Raw genomic sequence first — 21,730 nt, forward strand, 5'->3', positions numbered from 1 at the left:
ACACAGAAACTAAACACCTTTCCCTATTGAACCTCATAACAAACGGCTTTTAAACGTAATTCCAGGCGTTTCAAGCTGATTCCACCTCGTTTTTGTGTAAAAAAAAAAAAGAGAAGGACTCCGATCCTTCTCTTCGTATTACTTATAGCACTTCCGCATGTCCATTATAAACAATTCCGCGTGCTGCATCAACTGTTACTTCTTGGCCATTTTTTAAAGTTGCTGTTACGCCGTTTACACCAACGATAACAGGAATACCGATTGATACACCTACAACAGCCGCATGGCTTGTTAGACCGCCTTCTTCTACAACTAGAGCAGCAGCTTTTTCGATTGCAGGAATCATATCTTTATCAGTGCTTGTTGTAACAAGGATATCACCTTTGTTTACGTTCGCTACAGCTTCAGCAGCTGTTTTCGCTACAACTACTTTACCTTTTGCAGCTTTACGACCGATTCCTTGTCCTTTCGCAACTTCTTCACCAACAACATGGATTTTCATTAAGTTTGTTGTACCAGTTTCAGCAACTGGAACACCAGCAGTGATTACTACAGTGTCTCCAAGTCCAATTAGACCTGCATCCATACCTGTTTGAATTGCAGTATCTAACATTTCGTCAGTAGACGCTGCACGTTTTCCAGCCATAAATGCTTGTACACCCCAAACAAGTGCAAGACGACGTCCTACTTGCTCGTCAGATGTTACAGCTACGATTGGAGATTTCGGACGGTATTTAGAGATCATTTTCGCAGTATGTCCACTTTCTGTTGGAGCTACGATTGCAGCTACATCAAGAGCAAGTGCTGTATGCGCAACAGATTGGCTAATTGCATCTGTAATTGTTGGAGTGAACTCTTTAATACTTTTTTTGAACATATCTTCATATTGTAATGATTTTTCAACACGTACTGCAATGTTAGCCATCATTGTTACTGCTTCTACTGGGTATTGACCAGCAGCTGTTTCACCTGAAAGCATGATTGCATCTGTACCATCGAAGATTGCGTTAGCTACGTCACTTGCTTCCGCACGAGTTGGACGTGGGTTACGTTGCATAGAATCTAACATTTGTGTCGCAGTAATAACCGGTTTACCTAACACGTTACATTTTTTAATTAGACGTTTTTGTACTAATGGTACTTCTTCTGGTGGAATTTCTACACCCATATCACCACGAGCTACCATTAAACCGTCAGAAACTTCTAAGATTGAATCGATGTTATCGATACCCTCTTGGTTTTCGATTTTTGGTACGATTTGGATGTATTGAGCGTTATGCCCTTCTAATAATTCACGGATTTCTAATACGTCAGATGCTTTACGTACGAATGAAGCTGCGATGAAATCAACTTTTTGCTCGATACCGAAGACGATATCTTTTACGTCTTTTTCAGTGATACCAGGAAGCTTAATGCTTACGTTTGGTACGTTAACACCTTTTTTATTTTTTACAGTTCCGCTGTTTAAAACTTTTGTACGGATGTTTCCGTCAGCTTTTTCGATTACTTCTAGTTCGATAAGACCGTCATCGATTAGAATACGAGAACCTGGGTCTACATCGTCATAAAGACCAGCATAAGATACAGAGAACTTCTCTGCAGTACCTAATACTTGCTCAGTAGAAAGAACTACTTCTGCACCTGTTACAAGCTCAGCTTGTCCGTCTACGAAGTCGTGAGTACGGATTTCTGGACCTTTTGTATCAAGTAAGATACCAACTGTTTTACCAGTTTTCTTTGAAGCTTCACGAATGTTTTTAATACGAGCGCCGTGCTCTTCATGGCTACCATGAGAGAAGTTTAAACGAGCAACGTTCATACCCGCTTCGATTAATTGTTCTAATTTCTCAATACTTTCACTAGCAGGACCTATAGTACATACAATTTTAGTTTTACGCATATTGCACCTCCGAAAATTATGAAACCGTTCCCAAATATCCGACATTAAGCCGATTAGATGGATAATTCTTTAGATAATTGATACATATCTTTATCGATTGTATGCTTTTGAGCTAACGCTTCGATAATATCATGATCAACAAGTTTATTATCTTGAATACCTACACAACGTCCACCTCTACCAGCAATTAATAATTCAACCGCTCTTGCGCCAAGACGACTTGCTAATACACGGTCTTGTGCACTTGGTGATCCACCACGTTGTACGTGACCTAATACAGTTACACGAGTATCAAAGTTTGTTGCTTCTTCAATGTGCTTACCGATGTCAATTGCACTTCCAACACCTTCAGCCACAATGATAATACTATGTTTTTTACCACGTTCACTACCACGCTTCAGACGAGCAATAACATCTTCCATGTCATACTCTTCTTCTGGAATTAAGATTGTTTCGGCACCATCAGCTAAACCAGCCCATAATGCGATATCTCCAGCATGACGTCCCATTACTTCGATAACATATGTACGTTCATGAGATGTAGCTGTGTCACGAATTTTATCAATTGCATCAATAACAGTATTTAAAGCTGTATCGAAACCAATTGTGAAGTCTGTTCCAGGAATATCATTGTCGATTGTACCTGGTACACCAACACATGGGAATCCTTGTTCAGTTAATTTTTTAGCACCTTGGTAAGAGCCATCTCCACCAATAACAACAAGTCCTTCGATACCGTGTTTCTTTAATTGCTCGATACCTTTTAGTCGTACTTCTGGATCTTTAAACTCAGGACATCTTGCTGTATATAATTTCGTACCACCACGGTGGATAATATCGCCAACAGAACCAAGTTCTAATTTTTCAATATGACCAGAAATTAAACCCGCGTATCCATGGTAAATACCATATACTTCAATATCATGGAAAATCGCTTTACGAACAACTGCACGAATGGCAGCATTCATACCAGGTGAATCTCCACCACTTGTTAATACACCAATACGTTTCATTTGTACTCACCTCATAAAGATTATTTGCCTTATAATAAAATAACACGAAAAAATATAAAAACACAATGGAGAAGATGTGTCTTTTCATAATAAAAACGTGCATTCGCGAAGAGGAACGCACGCTTTTATTATTTTATCCCAATGGAAGCGTTTGAAAACGAAACTTGCCCAATTTTCATATATTTTTCATAACGTTTTTCGATTAATTCATCTTTCGAAATTCCGATTAATTGTTCAAAAGTTTTCTTAAGCATTAAATCTATATTTTCTGATTGTTTTAAAATGTTACGATGTGCTCCACCTTTTGCCTCTGGAATAATTTCGTCAATTACACCTAATTCTTTCAAATCTAATGCTGTAATTTTCATCGCTTCTGCAGCTTCTTTTGCTTTACCAGCGTCTTTCCAAAGAATTGCCGCCGCACCCTCTGGTGTAATAACAGAATACGTGGAATTTTCCAGCATATGAATGTAATCTCCTACTCCAAGACCTAACGCACCACCACTACCACCTTCACCGATAACAATACAAATAACAGGTACCATTAAACCCGCCATTTCAAATAAATTACGGGCAATCGCCTCACTTTGTCCACGTTCTTCAGCTGCTTTACCAGGATAAGCTCCCTTCGTATCGATGAAACAAATAATAGGACGATTAAACTTTTCCGCTTGTTTCATTAGACGCAGTGCTTTTCGATATCCTTCTGGATGAGGCATCCCAAAATTACGACGAATATTTTCTTTCGTATCTTTTCCGCGTTGGTGCCCAATTACAGTTACAGGCATCCCCTTATATTTCGCAATGCCGCCGACAATCGCTGCATCGTCGCCAAATAGGCGATCTCCATGACATTCAAAAAAATTAGTAAATAAGTGCTCAATATAATCGAGCGTTGTCGGTCGTTCTGCATGACGAGCAATTTGAACACGGTCCCATACTTTCATATTGCCGTATATATCTTCCTCTAATTTTTCTAGCTTGTCTTCCAAAATACGAATCTCCTCACCGAAGTCCATCTGGCTGTTTTTCGTATAGTCTTTCAGTTCACGAATCTTATTTCTTAGCTCAACAACTGGTTTCTCAAATTCTAGCTCTGCCATACAGCCATTTCCCCTCCTTGATGAACTTCTAAAATCTTACGGAGTGATTCTCTCATATCATCACGATGCACAACCGCATCTAATTGACCGTGCTCTAATAAAAATTCTGCCGTTTGGAAATCTTCCGGTAGTTTTTCACGCACTGTTTGTTCAATTACACGTCTACCAGCAAATCCGATAAGTGCACCTGGCTCTGCAAGATTGTAATCACCAAGTGAAGCGAAACTCGCTGAAACCCCGCCCGTCGTTGGGTGAGTCATAACAGAAATAAATAACCCTCCTGCATTACTATGCTTTTTCAAAGCTACGCTTGTTTTTGCCATTTGCATTAAACTTAATATCCCTTCTTGCATACGGGCACCACCCGACGCAGTAAAGATAATAAATGGAACTTGTAAGTCGTATGCTTTTTCAACTGCACGGGCAATTTTCTCTCCTACAACAGAGCCCATGCTGCCCATTCGAAAACGAGAATCCATTACTGCAACAACAACAAGCATGTCATCAATTGTTCCTTCACCAGTTACAACCGCTTCGTTCAATTTAGTCTTCTTACGATCGCTCTCTAGTTTCTCTTCGTATCCTGGAAACTCGAGTGGATTTAATGAAACCATTTCTTTGTCATACTCACGGAATGACCCTTCGTCCAATATACTATCAAGACGTTCCCATGCATTCATAGGATGATGATATCCACAATTCACACATACTTTTAAATTTTTTAGAAGCTCTTTCGTATACATGATTTTTTTACATTTCGGACATTTTGTCATAACGCCATCTGGTACATCTTTTCGTACTTGTTCTGAAGGTATTGCAGCGTACTTTTTCTTTTTCACGAATAAATCTCTTAGCACAATTTGACCCCCTTCATTGAGAGCTAAGGTTAGCGCAAGAAGAAAATTGGGCTAACACCAAAGTTTGATGTTAGCCTTATCTTCTCAATCTGTCTAATAACCTCACTCTTTACGTTTAACTTTAACCGCTACGCGATAGAATGTTTGTCATAACGTGTCATGGTCATTTCGACAAATTTTATACATTACGAGTGAAACTGTATATTCTCTACTAATTCATCGTAAATTTTTAGTGCATCATTTTCTTGTTTTTCTTCCAAAGTAGCATAAAGCTTTCTATACATATCGATAGAATCTCCTGAAACTTCACAAGAAAGAGTTGATACGTAATCATTTACGATCATCCAAATGCGATAGAGTAAATAATTATCGACTTGTTCAATGAGTGTTTTAAAGAACGTTTGATGAAGCATTGGAATCGAGTTTTCATTTTCTTCAAGCACTTGATTTAATTTTCTTAGCACTTTAGAAAACGTTTCTTTCGGCAAATTACATACAATTCGAATCATATCTTTCTCAAGCAATCGTTTTGTTTGTAATAAATCACGAATTGTTTTCTCATCTTGCAGCAAGAACGGCGCAATCAATTGTACAAGACCGTTATCGTAAAAGTTTCGAATAAACGTCCCTTCACCACGTCTCGTTTCAATCAATCCTACCAGTTCTAAAGCACGCAATGCTTCTCTTACAGAGGAACGCCCTACGTTTAAACGTGAACTTAACTCACGCTCAGACGGCAAACGATCCCCCGCCACCAATCCATCTTCTTCCATAATGGAACGGATTTTTTTTACAATTTCGAGATATACTTTTGTATTTGATGATGTCAATGGAAATTCCTCGCTTATTCTTTACCAATCAGCGCTAATTGTTTTGTTTTCTCAGCAATCTCATTTGGATCTACTTGACGGCGAGCTACTCCTGTCTCCATCGCAGCTTTCGCAACGTAAGCTGCCACTTGAGGCGCTACACGCGCGTCAAACGGTGCCGGAATGATATAGTCTGCATTCAACTCATCTTCTGCTACAAGCTCAGCAATAGCCTGTACAGCCGCCATCTTCATTTCTTCGTTAATTTGTGTCGCATGTACGTCAAGTGCACCACGGAAAATACCAGGGAACGCTAGTACATTATTTACTTGGTTCGCGAAGTCAGAACGACCCGTTCCAACAACAGCTGCGCCCGCTGCTTTTGCCAATTCTGGCATAATTTCTGGAACTGGATTCGCCATTGCAAAAATAATTGCATCGTCATTCATTGTACGAACCATCTCTTCTGTTAATGCACCTTCTGCAGATACACCAATGAATACGTCCGCACCTTGTACAACGTCAGCTAAAGAACCTTCAATACGATTCTTATTTGTATATTTTGCAACTTCATCCTTCACCGGATTCATACCTGTAGGACGACCATCATAGATTGCGCCTTTACGGTCACACATAATAATGTCGCGTACACCATAGCGATATAAAAGTTTAATAATTGCAATACCTGCTGCACCTGCGCCATTTGCGACAACTTTAATGTCAGACATTTTCTTTCCAACTAATTTTAGCGCGTTCACAAGACCTGCTACTGTTACGATAGCTGTTCCGTGTTGATCATCATGGAAGATAGGAATATTTGTTTCTTTTTTCAAACGTTCTTCAATAATGAAGCAGTTTGGTGCTGCGATATCCTCTAAGTTAACGCCGCCAAAAGTTGGCTCCATTAATTTTACAGTTTCAACAATTTTATCTACATCGTTTGTATTTAAGGCAATTGGGAATGCATCTACACCAGCAAAGCTCTTGAATAATACAGCTTTACCTTCCATTACTGGAAGAGATGCTTCAGGTCCAATGTTACCAAGACCAAGTACAGCCGTTCCATCTGTCACAACTGCTACCATATTTCCCTTCATCGTATATTCATATACCTTACTTTTATCGTCATAAATTTCCTTACAAGGTTCTGCAACCCCTGGAGAATATGCAAGACTTAAATCTTTTGCATTTTCTACTTTTACTTTTGATACAGTTTCTAATTTTCCTTGATGCACTTTATGCATGTGAAGTGCTTCTTCACGAAGTGTTGACAAACTATCCACTCTCCTCAAATTATTCTAGCTGATATCAATTTCTCCAAGTGGTCTGACCACGAACACTACTACTATAATAATCGAAGTGTAGGGAAATTGTCCATTATATTTTCACAACTACATTTTCTTCCCCGACAATTTCACGAAGTGCTCCTAAACATTCTTCACTTGGATGAATCGATAAACTTCGAGACAATTGTACCATTTTATGTTCCTTTTCATAATAAATTAGTACTTTCGCAAAACCTGAATAGTCAAACAATGTTTTAGTAACCTGATTTAAAAGCTTTTTCTCATACTGAGACGACAATTTCACGTAAACAGATGCATCTTTCTTTTCTTCATACACATCCATTTCTTCTAACGGATATAGTCCATTTACAATCCATTGCAACTTATGATTTCTAAGCTCAATCATGCCGTCAACTAAAACAATTGCTCCTTCTTGTAACTTATCTGAGAAATGTATATATGTTTCAGGGAAAAGAACTGCTTCCATTTCATCGTTTTGATCACAAAATGTAATAAACGCCATCTTTTGCAACTTTTTCGTACGAATCACTCTCACGCTTGTTATATACACGATAGCTCTTTGTACTTTTTTCTTATGTCGCATTGCCTGAGCAAGAGATGGAATTTCTAATTCTTTCGCTAACTTCACATACTGCGCTGTCGGATAGCTTGATAAATAAAAACCTAGTGCTTCCTTCTCTTTATTTAACTGTTCAATAAAAGAGAGCTCTTCTCCTTGCACGTATTTTGATTTTGGAACAGCATCTCCTAAATCACGTGCAAGATTTGCGTACTCTAACGCTCCTTTAAGGCTTTTCCATAAATTTGTTCTCGAAACACCAAAATCGTCAAAACACCCAGACCAGACGAACGCCTCTAAATTTCGCTCTGTTACAAACTTTGATGGCATGCGAAGACAAAATTCAAATAAATCTTCAAATACTTTTTTCTCTCGTTCTTCGAGTAATGCTGTCACTGTAGCCATTCCGATGTTTCGAATTGAAAGTAAGCTGTAACGTATCGCATTACCTTCTATTTGGAAATTGTAACCACTTCTCTGAAGAGACGGCGGCAAAACGTGAAAACCTTTCCGCTTCGTTTCTCGTATATACTGCACAATCTTATCTTCATTTCCAATTGCACTTGATAATAATGCTGTCATAAATTCCAGCGTATAATTCGCTTTTAAGTAAGCAAGCTGATATCCAATCATACTGTAGGCTACAGCGTGACTTCGGTTAAAACCGTAATTCGCAAATCTTACAATTAAATCGTAAATTTTCTCTGCGGATGTCTCGTCATAACCATTTTGTAAACAGCCTTGTACAAAATGCTTACGCTCCTGATCTAAAATATCACGATTTTTTTTACTCACTGCACGGCGTAATAAATCTGCTTCTCCGAGCGAGAATCCCGCCAACTTCGACGCAATTTGCATAATTTGTTCTTGGTATACAATTACACCGTATGTTCTTTCTAAAATCGGCTTTAAATCCGGATGTAAATATTCAATTTTTCTTTTTCCGTGCTTTGATTCAATAAAGGTTGGAATTTGTTCCATTGGTCCTGGTCTATATAACGAGTTAACAGCGACAATATCTTCAAATTCATTCGGTTTTAACCCGCGAAGTACATTTCGCATACCACCTGATTCAAGCTGGAATACACCTGTTGTATCCCCTCTACCTAACAATTGGAATGTCTTTTCATCTTGAAGTGGTAAATTTCTTAAATCAATTTGTTTCCCCGTCTTTTTCACGATAAACTTTATAATATTTTCAAGTAACGTTAAATTACGTAATCCTAAAAAATCCATCTTTAACAAACCAAGTTCTTCTAATGCATCAGCTGGGTATTGCGTAACATACACATCGTTATGCCCTTCTTGTATTGCAACACTTCCGGTTAACGGCTCTTGGCTCATAATAACGCCAGCTGCATGAATAGACGTATGACGTGGTAAGCCTTCTACACGTTTTGCAATTTCAAACACACGCTCATGTAACAGATTCCCTTGTATAAACTCACGGAGTGATTGCGATTCCTCATATGCATCTTTTAACGTTATACCAAGCTTTGATGGGATAAGTTTTGAGAATATGTCAATGTCTCGCGGCGGAAGCCCCATTACACGCGCAATATCTCTAATTGCCGCTTTCGCTGCAAGCGTCCCGAACGTTACAATTTGTGCAACACGCAGCTGACCATATTTATCTTTCACATATCGAATCATCTCATCACGTCTTATATCTGGAAAATCGATATCAATATCTGGAAGTGTCACACGTTCAGGATTTAAAAATCTTTCAAATAATAGATCGTATTCAATCGGATCAATATCTGTAATTTCTAACACGTAAGAAACGAGTGAGCCGGCTGCCGATCCACGTCCTGGTCCTGTTAAAATATGATTTTCATGCGCATACTTCATAAAATCCCACACAATGAGGAAATAATCACTAAACCCCATACTAGAAATAACGTTTAATTCATGATTCAAACGCTTTATATGTACTTCTTTCGGCGTACCATATCGTTTCTGCAAGCCTTCTTCACAAACGCGGCGTAAATACATATCATTCGTCTCGTTAGCTGGAACAGGAAATTTCGGTAATTGATTTATATGAAACGGTATTTCTACTCTGCAACGTTCTGCAATTTCTATTGTGTTATAAATCGCTTCTTCTACGTGAGAAAATAGTGCTTCCATTTCATCTGATGATTTTAAATAATATTGATCAGTTTTCAACCTTGGTCTATCTGGATCAGTCATTTTCGTTCCACTTTCAACAGATAATAAGCACTCATGAACAAGTGCGTCACTTTGATTGATGTAGCGTACATCGTTTGTTGCAACGACTGGAACATTTATCCTACTCATAAATGCAGGTAATTTCTCTTGCAGGAGCAGTTCATCTTGAATCGCATGATGCTGCAAACTCATATAAAAATTGTCGAACATACTTTGATACATGCGAGCTACTTCTTCAGCTTGACTCTCTTTGTCTTCTAATAATAATTGTTCAATTTCCCCATCTTTACCTGGTGAAATAGCAATTAATCCTTTCGCATAATGGGCAAGCCACTTTTTCGGAATACCTTCTTTTGACTTCGTCATAATGCTACTAGAAATCTTTAATAAATTTTGATAGCCCATTTCATTTTCAGCAAGTAAAACAAGCGGATAAGATTTTTCCTCTTCTTCACTAAAAATAGAAGCTGTTAAGCCGATAATAGGCTGTATACCATGTTTCTTACATGCTTTATAAAACGGAATAACGCCATACATAACATTTTCGTCCGTAATAGCGAGTGACGAAAAACCAAGTTCTTTCGCCCTGACTACAAGCTCATCAATTTTACAAGCACTTTTTAATAAACTAAAAACGGTTTGACATTGTAAATGCACAAACTTCACTGTTGTACCCTCTCTTTACCAATCTGACTACTTTTATTATAGGTGATGAGGAAAGCGGAAATCAAAACATACTTCTTATACTTTGTCCATATATATGAAGAAGAAAGGGGAATGACGATGGATGTAAGAGAACATACTTTTTTCTCTCTGCTTATTATTAGTTATTTTATTGCCTTTGGGGTTATACTTGGTGGTTCATTAATTGGTGGATTTGGTGCATTTCTTATCGGAAAACCAACTCTAACTTACATTAATCAATTCGCCCAAAATTTAAGAATCTGGGCACTCGTTGCAGCAATTGGCGGAACATTTGATACTTTTTATAGCTTTGAAAGAAGTTTCTTTGGCGGAGATATGAAAGATATTGTAAAACAAATTCTCCTTATTTTTTTCGCAACGGGTGGTATGCAAACAGGTCTTACCATTATTAAATGGCTAACGCAGGAACATGTATGAGAGTACCAAGTGCCAATACAGCAAAAAAATGGTATTTAGTTTTAGCTGGTGCTGCTGTTGGAGGCGTGTTGAGCTGGTTTGTTTTTTTGTACATATACGGTGTTTTTCAAGAAGAACAAGCTAGTAAAATAGCAGAGCAACGAGAAATTATAGAAAAACAAGAAGCAAAGCTCCACGTCCTTCTCGAAGATCAAGAAAAATTGAATACAGAAAATAAACGCCTCTTAACTATTCAAGAGATTAAAATAAAACTTATAAATCGAGAAAAATACGATTTAGACAACCTTACACTCGAAAATATGACTACGTCTATCCATAATGACCTCCAACATCTTTTAACGAAAAACATTCAAAGTATAGCAAAAAATAAAGACCTACTCAAAAAGGTAATCGAAAACAAAACGTACAAACATTACGATCGGCTATACCGTTTCAAAGTCGATACGATATCTTTTGATACAGTGCTTGAAATTAGCATTACGATAGAGAAAGAAAAATAAAGAAGGAGGGCTTTAGCGCCGCTCCTTCTTTTCGTTCTCATATATAATTTCTTATCTACACAACTCACGTAAATCAGCAAAAAGACGATCCGCTTCTTCCCAAGAAGATGCTTTTGCACCAGAAGCCATCGGATGCCCTCCGCCATTATATTGCATTGCTAATTTATTTATCACTGGTCCTTTTGAACGAAGACGAACACGAATCACATCGTCTTCCTCTAAAAATAGAACCCACGACTTTAATCCATCAATATTACCAAGTGCTCCAACAACACCGGATGCCTCAGAAGGAAGTACATCAAACTTTTCTAACACTTCTTTCGTTAATTTAATGTAAGCTGCTCCTTCTTCTACCATCGTAAAGTTTTGTAAAATATAGCCGTTTAAACGAGCAATCTTTTCTTTCGTCTTATACATTTCATTATATAAATCTGTGAACTTCACATCCATATCAACAAGCTCACTTACATAACGAAGTGTTTTCGCTGTTGTATTCGGGAATAAGAAACGACCTGTATCCCCAACAATACCCGCTAAAATAAGACGAGCTGCTTCTTTCGTTATCTGTAATCCTTTATCTTTTCCATAACTGTAAAACTCATAAATCATTTCACTTGTAGAACTTGCTGTCGTATCTACCCACGTAATATCTCCGTACGGATCTTCATTCGGATGATGATCAATTTTAATTAACATCTTCCCTTTTGCATAGCGTTGATCGTCAACACGTTCTTGGTTCGCAGTATCACATACGATAACAAGTGCATTTTCATATACACTATCTTCAATATCATCCATTACTCGTAAATATTCTAGTGAAGGTTCATTGTACCCAACCGTATAAATATTTTTCTCTGGAAACGATTCTTGTAGAATTGTACCAAGACCTCCCTGTGAACCTAACGCATCTGGATCTGGACGCACATGACGATGAATAATAATTGTATCAAACTCTTTAATTGCTCTTAAAATTTGCTCATGCATATGTATAATCTCCTTTTTACTCAACTTCTTCACTTTAACGTGCAGTAAAAGCCCGATTGGTGCGGGCAAATCATTAGCGTAGAAACATCCTCACACTAATTAAAGTTTCACTTTATCCTCCATTATAACGGAAAGTATTTCATACATGCGAACAATTGCTTTATAATAAAAGTTAGAAAGTTTAGATATTTCTTTTTCTCTACTATTATTTTTCACAAAGCGATGGGAGCGTGCATTATGCCAGTATTAGTCTTCTGTATTATCGTCTCATTTATGTTGTACCTCTTCTACAAAACAAAATACTTTCGTACAAACCGCCCAATGGAGAAAGGTTGGCTCTCAGGAAAATCCGCAATGGCACTTGGTTCATTCGTCTTATTCTTTGGGATAAACCAATTCTTTTTAGAACTTTCAACCGCTCGAATTATCGTTGGTGTTTTATTTGTTCTATTTGGTAGTGCAAGTGTATTTAATGGATTTCGCCAATACAAACATTTCTTACCATTAGCAGTTGAAGAAGCTGAATCTGTCTGAAGCAACATAAAAAAGCATCAATATTGTGATGCTTTTTTACGTCCCCTAACTTTTAAAATCATATATGCAACAAAAGCAGAAGGTATATTAAAGGGGTTGCCTTGTACATGAAAATGTAATTGTTCTTCTTCAAAAGACATTTTTTCATATAGTTCTCGCTGAGATAATCCTGTTCGTTTCTTTTTTTCATGTAAACCTTGTAAATATAAATATTGAAACGGTATCATCACAAAAAAGTAAAATAGTGCGATTCCACCAAAGAAGAGCACTTCTGATGACATATTGCATACCACCTTCCTAAAATCCATTTCCTTACAATTCAATTGTAACATAGTATAAATTATAATTAAATTAATATTCTGTTTTTTAGTTATACAATTGTCTCACCACATAATTCCTCTTCAGCATACTGAACATATCGCCGAATAAAAGCACCGGGATCTTTTCTAATAGGCTCGATATCAAGCCTTAATGGAATCTTTCCCGCCATATAAAAAATTCTCGAAGCAGTCCCAAGTCGAATGGCTGGTTCTGAAATACTTTCCCCATATCCCATCATAAAATTCTCCCATACGTCTTCTAACTGTCCCGAAGCAATTAAATGCAATCTCGGAACACCAATATCAAACTCTTTATACCCAAATCCACATTCATCAAAATCAAGTAAATACCAATCCTCTTTGTCTACAAGAACATTACCAAAATGTATATCACCGTGAACAAATTGTTTTTCTCCTAGTTGATTTGAATTTGCGAGTTCTTGTATTCTTTCTGCAATTCTTATGCATTTATGCTTATCCGCATGCGATAGAAATGAAGCATTTAGTAATCGTTGTAAAGGCTCGTGGATTATCTTTTGCTCACTATATATAGGCCTGTCATAACCTCTCCAAGTTTGCGGCACTCTTTTGAGCACTTCATTTGTTTTTTCATGAAACTTTCGCATTAATGATCCGAGTTTTTCATAGTCTCTATCCCTTGGTTCTAAAATTTCACTTCCGTTTATAAACCTAAAGACAACAAAATACTGGATATTCCCTTCATCTTTCATAATAGGTGTGATTAAATCACCACTTTTATTGACAACTACTTCTGGTACTAACATTTGTTTTTGTATCGCTATTAACCAATGTATTTCAGCTTCTATTTGCTCGGCTGTATAACGTCCCTCGCTATACTGCCTCACTACAAATTTATTTTTGTCCGATTCTAATATATATGTTTGATTTTCTCCCCCATGTAACAATGAAACTTTCGTAAAACTATTAAAATTATATTGCTTACATAACTGCTCTTTAATGTGAAAATCCATTCTTCTCCCCCTAGTTCATATAGTGAAGCGTAGTTTCCCTATCCAATTACACTATTATTATCTCTTAATGATTAGTAGCGTAAGCTTTCTTATCAACTAACAACCAATTTTCTATCCGTACTCATACACATCCTTCTATTTTTTCACTTCTCTATCCGAACTCTTACGTAACTTAAACAATAGCTTCAAAATCCAATAAAACAAAATAAAGTTAAAGAAAAAACCTAATGGATTAAACCAACATTCCCACACACCATAATAAACAAACGTTTCAGCTGGTACACCAAAGTAAAGAAAATCCGGCTCATTTTCTCCTGATATAGGAATCAAGGCACCTATACTAGCAAGAGTCAAACTTACAAAATACAACCTCTTTTTAATAGCATTCATTCTTCTATGCGTTAAAACATGAATAATGATGAAACATACGACCACTAAAAAGAAAATGATTCCGCCCATTCACTTCCTCCTTATCGCTAGGCCATTTCCGCATCTTCGAATTTTTCAGTATTTTTATTATACATATGAAATGATACGCTATTTATTTTTGTTTCTATCCTTTTAAATAAAAAAATGGAACAAACCAAAGCGGTCTGCTCCATCTTTTTATTTATCGATCAACTGCACCATAAGTAATGCTTTCCCGACAACATTACCTTCATGATGCACTTCTACATCAACCTTACCAAATTTACGTCCAATTTCTAATACTTTCGGATGAACCGATACAACATTGTCAATTTGAACTGGTTTTACGAAATAAATTGTTAAGTTCTCAACAATTAAATCACTCTTCTTTTGCGCACGAATAACGCGATTCGTTGCTTCCGTCACAATTGTTGTGAATACACCGTAAGATAACGTTCCGATTGAATTCGTCATTTGCGGCGTCACTGAAAATTGATATAAATGTTCATTTTTCGCTTCTTTCGGCGTCATAAATTGATTCGTTACAATATCATCGATTGTTTCGCCGACTTGTGGTTGACGCTGAATCATTTGCAGCGCCTGAAGTACATCTTGACGACTAATAATTCCTTGCAGTTTATTTCCTTCATCAACAACTGGAAGTAACTCAATACCTTCCCACACCATCATACGTGCTGCAGCTGCGACAGACATTTTACCGTTTACCGTAATCGGATGCTTTGTCATCACTTTATCAATTGGTGTTTCTTTCATGACACCAATCATATCTTTTGAAGTTACGATACCTAACACCTTTTTATTTTCATCAACAATTGGATAACGTCCATGCATCGTTTCTTCATTGTACGCATGCCATTGCTGCACTGTATCATTCGGCTTTAAATATAACGTCTCTTCAATTGGCGTTAAAATATCTTCAACGAGGACAATTTCTTTCTTAATAAGCTGATCGTAAATTGCACGGTTAATTAACGTCGCAACTGTAAATGTATCGTAACTACTTGAAATAATCGGCAGTTTTAATTCGTCTGCTAATTTCTTCACATGATCTTCCGTATCAAATCCGCCCGTAATTAATACCGCAGCTCCGGCTTCTAACGCTAATTGATGTGCGTTCGTACGGTTACCGATAATAAGTAAGTTTCCAGCTTCTGTATAGCGCATCATCGCTTCTAATTTCATTGCCCCGATTACGAATTTATTTAACGTTTTATGTAGGCCCTCTCTGCCCCCAAGTACTTGACCATCGACAATGTTAACGACTTCTGCATATGTCAGCTTTTCAATATTCTCTTTCTTCTTTTGTTCAATTCGAATTGTTCCGACACGTTCAATCGTACTAACATATCCTTTATTTTCTGCATCTTTAATTGCACGGTAAGCTGTCCCTTCACTTACACTCAAATCTTTCGCAATTTGCCTTACAGAAATTTTATGCCCTACTGGCAGGCCATTAATATGTTCTAAAATTTGGTTATGCTTGGTAGCCAAATGGTTTCACCATACTTTCTTTTCCCTAAATTCTTCATGTGTTGTATTTTCAGTATACTATATTTTCAAAACTGTTACACTCTCTCTTTATATATCTGTACTATTTTTTTTATAACAAAATACGCCTTACATTATACTACTTCTTCTATTACAACAATGTAATGGTATTGTCATCTCGTTCGATAGTTTGTCCAGCCGCTTCAATATACAATGAAGACAAGAAATGAAACAAAGGAGCGAATATATGATGAAAAAATTATTAGAAGTTGTAGGTGCTGTATTTTTAGCTTTCGTAGATGGAAAAAAAGTTGCAATGGAATTGAATGAAACACCTGAACAGCCACTTCCAAAAAGAAAAAAATCATCAAAACAAGTACAACCTTTAAAAGCTGTCCTACACACGTAAAAACCCTTCACTTGTCTTTTCAAATGAAGGGTTTCTTTTCTATAGTGTAATACTTTCTCCAGCTTCTAATACTTTTCCTGTACAATTTTGTAGCTTTTCTACAAATTGATATGGGTCTTGTTCAATTACTGGGAACGTATTGTAATGCATCGGTACAACAGTTTTCGCCTGAGTCCATTTCGCTGCTAAAACAGCATCTTCTGGCCCCATTGTGAAATTATCACCAATTGGTAAAAATGCTATATCAATGTTATTCAGTTCCCCAATTAATTTCATATCAGAGAATAGAGCGGTATCTCCTGCATGGTATACAGTTTTCTCTTCTGCTGTAAATAAAATACCTGCTGGCATACCTGTATATGTAATCGTCTTATTTTCTTCATCAATATAACTAGAACGGTGGAATGCTTGTGTAAACTTCACTTTTCCGAAGTCAAATTCATGCGAACCACCAATATGCATCGGATGTGTATTTACACCTTGCCAACTTAAAAATGTCGCTAGTTCAAATGGTGCCACAACAACTGCATTATTTTTCTTCGCAAGCTCTACTGTATCTCCAACATGATCACCATGTCCATGCGATAAAAGAATTGCATCTACTTTGACATCTTCAGCCTTTAAATCCGTTGTCGGATTTCCAGTTAAAAATGGATCAATTAAAATCACTTTTCCATTCGTTTCAATCTTTACAACTGAATGCCCGTGATAAGATACTTTCATTACTACATTCCTCCCCTATTCACATTCTCATTTTTTATTCTACATGATTTTTCAATTCCCTGTCTTTTCTAACATCTATTTACTTGTCATAACGCTTTCTTCCGATGTAAAGTTATATTTGTAATTAAATATCTCGGGGGTGCCAATCGATGAATGCTAGATTAGAAAATTTAATGCAATGGCTAAAAGAAAAAAACGTAGAAGCTGCGTTCTTAACTTCTACACCGAACGTTTTCTACATGACAAACTTCCACTGCGAACCACACGAAAGACTTCTTGGTATGTTTGTATTCCAAGAAAAAGAACCTATTTTAATTTGCCCTAAAATGGAAGAAGGTCAAGCGCGTAACGCTGGCTGGGCACATGAAATTATCGGATTTACTGATACTGACAGACCATGGGATATGATTGCAAAAGCAATTAAAGACCGCGGCATCAATGCAAATGCAGTTGCAATTGAAAAAGAACATTTAAACGTAGAGCGCTACGAAGAATTAACAAAGTTATTCCCAAATGCAGCTTTCAAATCAGCTGAGGAAAAAGTTCGTGAACTTCGCTTAATTAAAGATGAAAAAGAACTTTCTATTTTACGCGAAGCAGCTAAAATGGCGGACTACGCTGTTGAAGTTGGTGTAAATGCAATTAAAGAAAATCGTAGCGAGCTAGAAGTATTAGCAATTATTGAACACGAATTAAAAACAAAAGGCATACATAAAATGTCATTTGATACGATGGTATTAGCAGGTGCAAACTCTGCTCTTCCACACGGTATTCCAGGTGCAAATAAAATGAAACGCGGCGATTTCGTACTATTTGATTTAGGCGTAATCATTGAAGGTTATTGCTCTGACATTACACGTACAGTGGCATTCGGTGAAATTTCTGAAGAACAAACTCGCATTTATAACACTGTACTTGCTGGACAACTACAAGCAGTTGAAGCATGTAAACCAAGTGTTACACTTGGCGCAATCGACAACGCTGCTCGTTCTGTTATCGCAGATGCAGGTTACGGGGACTTCTTCCCACACCGCCTTGGTCACGGACTTGGAATTAGCGTACACGAATATCCAGATGTAAAAGCTGGTAACGAGTCTCCATTAAAAGAAGGTATGGTCTTCACAATCGAGCCAGGTATTTACGTACCAAACGTAGGTGGCGTTCGTATTGAAGATGATATTTATATCACAAAAGACGGGTCAGAAATTTTAACGAAATTCCCGAAAGAATTACAATTTGTGAAATAATAAAAAAGGCAGCGTGATTGCTGCCTTTTTTATTCCTCTACTATTTCAAATTTAACACCATCTTCTCCTCATACTTATCATCCCATTTAATCACAACCTCTATCGGTTCATCTTTAGATAGAGGCGCACAACTTACACAAGAAGACTTCATTTCAACCTTTGCTCCTTTATGATTTTCTGACGTTTGTGTCATTGTGCTAAAGGATCCATTAATAGCAATCTCTAAATTTTTAAATTCTGTATTCCCATCCCCGCCCTTATACTGAAACGTAAACATTCCATCTTCACTGTCGTCCTTAATATATCCTTTATATTGCCCCGTCCAACTTTTGCTCTCGCTAGAAAAAGTAACATACGAAATCGAACAACTCCCTAAAAAGAAAATACTTATAAAAAAGACTAATGCTCTCTTCATCATGCCCCTCCATTCAAAAGCATTTATTTATTGTCTATTTCTTCCTTTTATTATATTATAAAAATACAGAATTTTCTAAAACAGGAGGTTTATATGTTACAACAACAGTTAGAAAAAATTCGTAATAATAATTACATATTGGATAACACACTTAACATTGATTCTTTAAGCTCCAATATGCTTGAGCATATCGGTGTTACTGATAGCTATTTAAGAGACAAACTTATTTACTCTACTTTTTTTCATCTCATCAAAAAGGACTACATTTCACACACACAATTACAGAAACTATTATTAGAAAGCATGAGTGAAAAATATTTATTGTATAAAATTCATTCGGATGACGAAGATGCTGTATTTACCCGCGCATTTACAACATTATTAATTGCGCTCATTATTGATGCCGATACAAAATATAATTTCTTATCACAGAATGATATTTTAACTGTAAAAGATCAATTGATTCTATATATGAACAATGAACATGATTTCCGTGGATATGTGCAAGACCACGGCTGGGCACATAGTATCGCTCATGCTTCCGATACATTTGAGGCGCTTGTGAATAGTCCTAAACTGGAAACTTTATATTACGAAGAAATATTACAAACTTTATTAAACAAAGTTTGTGTTCATTCCCTCTATTACAAATACGAAGAAGATGAGCGTCTCGTTTATCCTATTGTCGCAATGCTGCAAAATGGTCTAAAGGAAGAAGTACTCATATTAGCCCTTCGTGATTTAGCAGCTCAATTACAAGTTCAAAAATCAACGCTACATATTGAATCATACGAATTTCTATACGGAAATATAAAATCTTTCTTACGTAGCTTATTTTTCAGATTACGTACAATGTCTATATGTAAAGAAACTGAATACGAAATTGAAAAATTACTACAAGGACTTCGCCAATATTACTAAAAAAAGAAGGCCACTCAAAAAGTGCCTTCTTCTATTTCACTAATATTTAATTGAAATTTCACGATCCAAACTGAGAAAAGGTGGACAAGAATCGCAAACGCCATACATGCTCCGCTTAAAAAAGTTAGTATAGGATGCGAATACACGTGCCCTAATCCATAGGATATCGCCACGAAAAACATTGTTATGTAAATATAAATTGCTCCATGTATTTGCCTCATATTAACCTCCTTTTCCCATATTATAACATAAATTTTCTGATTATTCACATTAATCTCTTGTGATCAATATTTCTCAACTGTTACACCTCTAACAGCAGCCTTAATATACGGTGCTCCTTGTAAACTTTGTAAATCCTCTGTTTTACCTGTTACGACTACACCGTATATGGGTAGGTCTTTTGGTTTCGTGTTTTTTATTTCTTTATACGAATCTTTCGCATTATCCATATGTCGTTCATCTTCTGCTAATGTTTTCATTGCTCCTATAAATTCTTTTGAATTCCTCTCAAAATCCATTTTCATTTCCTCTTCCTTTTTTGCATAACTTCCCGTAAATCCATAAACACGATTAGACATTGTCGCATTTAAAACTGCACCTGTTGAGTCTATTAAGCCAACATATTTATCCGCTTTCTTTTCATCATATGTATCAACCCAAAACCAAACTGGTTGTACATTTTTTGGTAGTATTCCCATAATTTCATCCATCGTATACGCTTTATCAAACGATAGGGCCACTTCCGCAACTTTATTTTTCAAATCCCCAATTTGTTTTAAATCATTCACGTAATTTATATATTTCATGAAAGGCAAGTAAAACCTCATTTCGCGTTGCATCGTTTGTATATTGTAATCCAGCAATTTCTCAGCTGCGTCTACATTAAATCGCTCTTCCTCTAAATGCGTATTTCCATTATGACTTCTTGACATATATCCCCACACATCATATTCATATATTTCATCTATCCACTTAACTGGTTGACCCGAAATATTTTTATATGAACTATACATAATAGAATCGCTCATTAAACCCATATTTAATTTTCTGTGAGAATAAAATTTTATGTTAGGACCCTTTACAGTTTGCTCTGCAAATACTCTTCTTTCCATCTCATTAAAGTTTTTTTGTTTTAAATATATTATTAAAGTGAAAGATCCAATAATCACTAAAGTAGATGCAAAGATTGAGATGACAAAATTTCTAAAAAACTGCTTCCTCTTCGCTCTCTTCATCAAAACCTTCATCTGCTTATCATCCATATTCAAATCAAAGTCTTTCCGACTCATCGTTTCTCCTCCTATACAATTTTTTAAATTGATTTCTTGCACGGTACAAACTTGTTTTTACTGTATCTTCTTTCATACTTAATAAAATGGCAATTTCCTTATAAGATAGTTCATATTCATATTTCAACAGTAAAATATGACGATAATCCTCCGTCATCGTCTCCAATATTTCTTGTACCTCGCCTTGTAGTTCACTTGTTAAAAGCACTTCATCTAATGACTTTTGGCCAATAAGAACAACAGATTCAATCGCAATGGGATTTAGCCCTTTTTCTTTCCGATATAAATCTCGGTGTTGATTGATTGCAACCCTAAAGAGCCACGGTGTTAAATGCTCTAACGGTATTTCCTCCATAAGCAATAAAGCTTTATACAGCGTATCTTGCACAATATCTTCCGCTTCTTTTCTATCTGCTCCAATCTTAATTAAGTATCCAAACACAGCTTTTGACTTCTCTATTAATAACGATTCAAACGTATCATGACTCATTCTGCTCTCCCTTCTATATACTCAACGTTTGAGAGCGTAAAATGTATACAGCTTTTCTATAATTTTTTTCAAAATAAACAATCATGACTTTACAGTCCCACCCATATATGAAAAGGGGTGGGACTATTTATTTTCCAAGCTTTCCAT

Annotated in this window: 23 protein-coding genes; 6 read left to right on the forward strand and 17 right to left on the reverse strand. The window is 36.5% G+C overall.

Annotated elements, in window-relative coordinates:
* Positions 1–142: 142 nt before the first annotated feature.
* The 7 genes from pyk to dnaE form a co-directional block, all read right to left on the reverse strand.
* The gene (gene pyk, locus JDS99_RS09330) at positions 143–1,900 is read right to left on the reverse strand and encodes a pyruvate kinase (protein ID WP_199694967.1); all 1,758 of its coding nucleotides are present in this window, start codon (positions 1,898–1,900) and stop codon (positions 143–145) included.
* Positions 1,901–1,953: 53 nt separating this feature from the next.
* Positions 1,954–2,913, reverse strand: coding sequence for a 6-phosphofructokinase (gene pfkA, locus JDS99_RS09335; protein ID WP_000821162.1), 960 nt, complete (start codon positions 2,911–2,913; stop codon positions 1,954–1,956).
* Between the two features lie 128 nt (positions 2,914–3,041).
* Positions 3,042–4,016, reverse strand: a complete 975-nt coding sequence (accA, locus tag JDS99_RS09340) for an acetyl-CoA carboxylase carboxyl transferase subunit alpha (RefSeq protein ID WP_199694968.1) — start codon at positions 4,014–4,016, stop codon at positions 3,042–3,044.
* The gene (gene accD / locus JDS99_RS09345; protein ID WP_000942866.1) at positions 4,004–4,873 is read right to left on the reverse strand and encodes an acetyl-CoA carboxylase, carboxyltransferase subunit beta; all 870 of its coding nucleotides are present in this window, start codon (positions 4,871–4,873) and stop codon (positions 4,004–4,006) included. The genes accA and accD overlap by 13 nt, the downstream gene beginning before the upstream one ends.
* Before the next feature lie 185 nt (positions 4,874–5,058).
* Positions 5,059–5,703: a FadR/GntR family transcriptional regulator gene (locus JDS99_RS09350; protein ID WP_000204434.1), complete on the reverse strand. Its 645-nt coding sequence runs from the start codon at positions 5,701–5,703 to the stop codon at positions 5,059–5,061.
* 14 nt (positions 5,704–5,717) lie between these two features.
* Entirely contained in the window at positions 5,718–6,926 is a 1,209-nt protein-coding gene (ystJ, locus tag JDS99_RS09355; RefSeq protein ID WP_161796084.1) for an NADP-dependent malic enzyme, read from the reverse strand.
* Between the two features lie 133 nt (positions 6,927–7,059).
* A complete protein-coding gene (gene dnaE, locus JDS99_RS09360; RefSeq protein ID WP_199694969.1) occupies positions 7,060–10,386 on the reverse strand; it encodes a DNA polymerase III subunit alpha in 3,327 nt (1,108 codons plus the stop codon).
* A gap of 42 nt (positions 10,387–10,428) precedes the next feature.
* On the opposite strand from dnaE, the gene ytrH reads away from it, so the two are divergent.
* Together ytrH and ytrI are read left to right on the forward strand one after the other, a co-directional pair.
* A complete protein-coding gene (gene ytrH, locus JDS99_RS09365) occupies positions 10,429–10,842 on the forward strand; it encodes a sporulation membrane protein YtrH (protein ID WP_073516695.1) in 414 nt (137 codons plus the stop codon).
* Complete coding sequence (gene ytrI / locus JDS99_RS09370; RefSeq protein ID WP_046958744.1) at positions 10,839–11,342, forward strand: sporulation membrane protein YtrI; 504 nt, start codon at positions 10,839–10,841, stop codon at positions 11,340–11,342. The genes ytrH and ytrI overlap by 4 nt, the downstream gene beginning before the upstream one ends.
* Before the next feature lie 51 nt (positions 11,343–11,393).
* Here ytrI and JDS99_RS09375 read toward each other — a convergent pair whose 3' ends face one another.
* Positions 11,394–12,326 carry a DHH family phosphoesterase gene (locus tag JDS99_RS09375; protein ID WP_087985387.1) on the reverse strand — a complete coding sequence of 311 codons (933 nt, stop codon included), beginning with the start codon at positions 12,324–12,326 and terminating at the stop codon, positions 11,394–11,396.
* Between the two features lie 237 nt (positions 12,327–12,563).
* Between JDS99_RS09375 and JDS99_RS09380 the strand changes: the two genes are divergently transcribed.
* Entirely contained in the window at positions 12,564–12,860 is a 297-nt protein-coding gene (locus JDS99_RS09380; RefSeq protein WP_001144772.1) for a YtpI family protein, read from the forward strand.
* A gap of 17 nt (positions 12,861–12,877) precedes the next feature.
* On the opposite strand, the gene JDS99_RS09385 is transcribed toward JDS99_RS09380, so the two are convergent.
* From JDS99_RS09385 to JDS99_RS09400, 4 genes are all read right to left on the reverse strand, one after another.
* Positions 12,878–13,141, reverse strand: coding sequence for a DUF3949 domain-containing protein (locus JDS99_RS09385; protein WP_141555556.1), 264 nt, complete (start codon positions 13,139–13,141; stop codon positions 12,878–12,880).
* An 89-nt stretch (positions 13,142–13,230) separates the two neighbouring features.
* Complete coding sequence (locus tag JDS99_RS09390; protein ID WP_097906621.1) at positions 13,231–14,172, reverse strand: phosphotransferase enzyme family protein; 942 nt, start codon at positions 14,170–14,172, stop codon at positions 13,231–13,233.
* A 135-nt stretch (positions 14,173–14,307) separates the two neighbouring features.
* Positions 14,308–14,631 carry a hypothetical protein gene (locus tag JDS99_RS09395; RefSeq protein WP_088064555.1) on the reverse strand — a complete coding sequence of 108 codons (324 nt, stop codon included), beginning with the start codon at positions 14,629–14,631 and terminating at the stop codon, positions 14,308–14,310.
* Positions 14,632–14,778: 147 nt separating this feature from the next.
* The gene (locus JDS99_RS09400; RefSeq protein WP_097906622.1) at positions 14,779–16,092 is read right to left on the reverse strand and encodes a CBS domain-containing protein; all 1,314 of its coding nucleotides are present in this window, start codon (positions 16,090–16,092) and stop codon (positions 14,779–14,781) included.
* Between the two features lie 244 nt (positions 16,093–16,336).
* Here JDS99_RS09400 and JDS99_RS09405 point away from each other — a divergent pair, with 244 nt between their 5' ends.
* A complete protein-coding gene (locus JDS99_RS09405) occupies positions 16,337–16,498 on the forward strand; it encodes a hypothetical protein (RefSeq protein WP_060486545.1) in 162 nt (53 codons plus the stop codon).
* Between the two features lie 39 nt (positions 16,499–16,537).
* On the opposite strand, the gene JDS99_RS09410 is transcribed toward JDS99_RS09405, so the two are convergent.
* Positions 16,538–17,221: a metal-dependent hydrolase gene (locus JDS99_RS09410; RefSeq protein WP_199694970.1), complete on the reverse strand. Its 684-nt coding sequence runs from the start codon at positions 17,219–17,221 to the stop codon at positions 16,538–16,540.
* 149 nt (positions 17,222–17,370) lie between these two features.
* On the opposite strand from JDS99_RS09410, the gene pepQ reads away from it, so the two are divergent.
* A complete protein-coding gene (pepQ, locus tag JDS99_RS09415) occupies positions 17,371–18,468 on the forward strand; it encodes a Xaa-Pro dipeptidase (RefSeq protein ID WP_199694971.1) in 1,098 nt (365 codons plus the stop codon).
* 40 nt (positions 18,469–18,508) lie between these two features.
* Here the strand turns inward: pepQ and JDS99_RS09420 are convergent, their stop codons facing one another.
* On the reverse strand, positions 18,509–18,886 hold the full coding sequence (locus tag JDS99_RS09420; RefSeq protein WP_097907916.1) for a hypothetical protein: 378 nt from the start codon (positions 18,884–18,886) through the stop codon (positions 18,509–18,511).
* 90 nt (positions 18,887–18,976) lie between these two features.
* Between JDS99_RS09420 and JDS99_RS09425 the strand changes: the two genes are divergently transcribed.
* Entirely contained in the window at positions 18,977–19,804 is an 828-nt protein-coding gene (locus JDS99_RS09425) for a DUF2785 domain-containing protein (protein WP_097907915.1), read from the forward strand.
* A 14-nt stretch (positions 19,805–19,818) separates the two neighbouring features.
* Here the strand turns inward: JDS99_RS09425 and JDS99_RS09430 are convergent, their stop codons facing one another.
* The 3 genes from JDS99_RS09430 to JDS99_RS09440 form a co-directional block, all read right to left on the reverse strand.
* Positions 19,819–20,025, reverse strand: a complete 207-nt coding sequence (locus tag JDS99_RS09430; RefSeq protein ID WP_001248904.1) for a hypothetical protein — start codon at positions 20,023–20,025, stop codon at positions 19,819–19,821.
* Between the two features lie 63 nt (positions 20,026–20,088).
* The gene (locus JDS99_RS09435; RefSeq protein ID WP_199694972.1) at positions 20,089–21,093 is read right to left on the reverse strand and encodes an anti sigma factor C-terminal domain-containing protein; all 1,005 of its coding nucleotides are present in this window, start codon (positions 21,091–21,093) and stop codon (positions 20,089–20,091) included.
* Positions 21,074–21,583: an RNA polymerase sigma factor gene (locus tag JDS99_RS09440; RefSeq protein WP_199694973.1), complete on the reverse strand. Its 510-nt coding sequence runs from the start codon at positions 21,581–21,583 to the stop codon at positions 21,074–21,076. The genes JDS99_RS09435 and JDS99_RS09440 overlap by 20 nt, the downstream gene beginning before the upstream one ends.
* Positions 21,584–21,730: the final 147 nt, after the last annotated feature.

Source organism: Bacillus cereus group sp. N6, from assembly GCF_016483705.1.
Taxonomy (GTDB): domain Bacteria; phylum Bacillota; class Bacilli; order Bacillales; family Bacillaceae_G; genus Bacillus_A; species Bacillus_A wiedmannii.